This window comes from Mesorhizobium sp. M7A.F.Ca.US.014.04.1.1 (assembly GCF_003998745.1).
GTDB lineage: Bacteria > Pseudomonadota > Alphaproteobacteria > Rhizobiales > Rhizobiaceae > Mesorhizobium > Mesorhizobium ciceri.
In genome coordinates this window covers 1-445 of the sequence record NZ_RZRW01001464.1, presented here as the reverse complement: position 1 = coordinate 445, position 445 = coordinate 1, and the positions used below count along the sequence as shown (strand labels likewise).

The 445-nt window shown below is 57.1% G+C and carries 1 protein-coding gene; it reads right to left on the bottom strand.

Features of this window, described 5'->3' with window-relative positions:
- The coding region (locus tag EOA22_RS37135) for a CBS domain-containing protein (protein ID WP_127390781.1) at positions 1-290 on the bottom strand (290 nt) is incomplete at its 3' end.
- Positions 291-445 lie beyond the last annotated feature (155 nt).

Sequence of the window (445 nt, the reverse complement as noted above, 5' to 3'; positions counted from 1 at the left end):
CTGTCGGTCATCACCTCTTCGATCCGCCGTCCGTTGGCGAGGACATATTCTTCGGCAACTCGTCCCGGGCTGACAAGAAACTCCAGCCAGCGTGGGCGCTTGCGCTGAGTGCCCAGCTCTTCACGGCGCAGGAGATCACCCTCGCTGATAATGCCCACCAGCGCGCCGTCACGGCGAATGACGGGAAGCCCGCTGATCTTGCTGGAGAGCATCAATCCGGCTGCATCGGCGATCGACGCAGACGGATCAATTGCAACGACCGCTGTGGTCATTATGGTTTTGGCTTGCATGCCAACCTCCTCAGATACTTTATCCCATTGCTTATCGAGGTCGCGCGCGCCGTGTCTTGATCTGAATCATTTTCAGATTGCGAAAGCGCAACGAGAGCGGTCCGAACGCGATTTATGAAGAGGCTTCGCAAATCGCGGAGACTTCATCGTGAAGC